The sequence below is a fragment of the Pedococcus sp. P1_H8 genome, assembly GCF_056405175.1.
On record NZ_JBFUCP010000489.1, the window covers coordinates 1 to 356 of the forward strand.

Annotated in this window: 1 protein-coding gene; it reads left to right on the forward strand. The window is 72.2% G+C overall.

Features of this window, described 5'->3' with window-relative positions; genetic code table 11:
- Positions 1 to 328, forward strand: a 328-nt coding sequence (locus AC1DYG_RS20990) for a hypothetical protein (protein WP_477641751.1), incomplete at its 5' end; no start/stop codon positions are given.
- Positions 329 to 356 lie beyond the last annotated feature (28 nt).

Sequence of the window (356 nt, forward strand, 5' to 3'; positions counted from 1 at the left end):
GGTCCCCGTCGTGGTCGGGGCCGCGGGCAACGAGAAGAACTTCAAGTGGATCGCGCGTTCCGCCGACGGCTGGATGACCACCCCGATCGAGCAGGACATCGACGACAACGTGCTGTTGCTGCGACGCATCTGGACGGAGGCCGGCCGCGAGGGCGCGCCCCGGATCGTGGTGCTGGCGGGCAAGCCCGACCCGGAGCGGCTCGCGCGCTGGGAGGACCTCGGCGTCACCGAGGTCGTGTTCGGGGTACCCGACAAGCCCGAGGCCGAGGTCGTGGCCTACCTGGAGAGGCTCGCCGGCAAGCTGGACCGGACGCCGGTCGCGCGCTGACCCGCGGTGGGCGGGTTCAGCCCAGAGC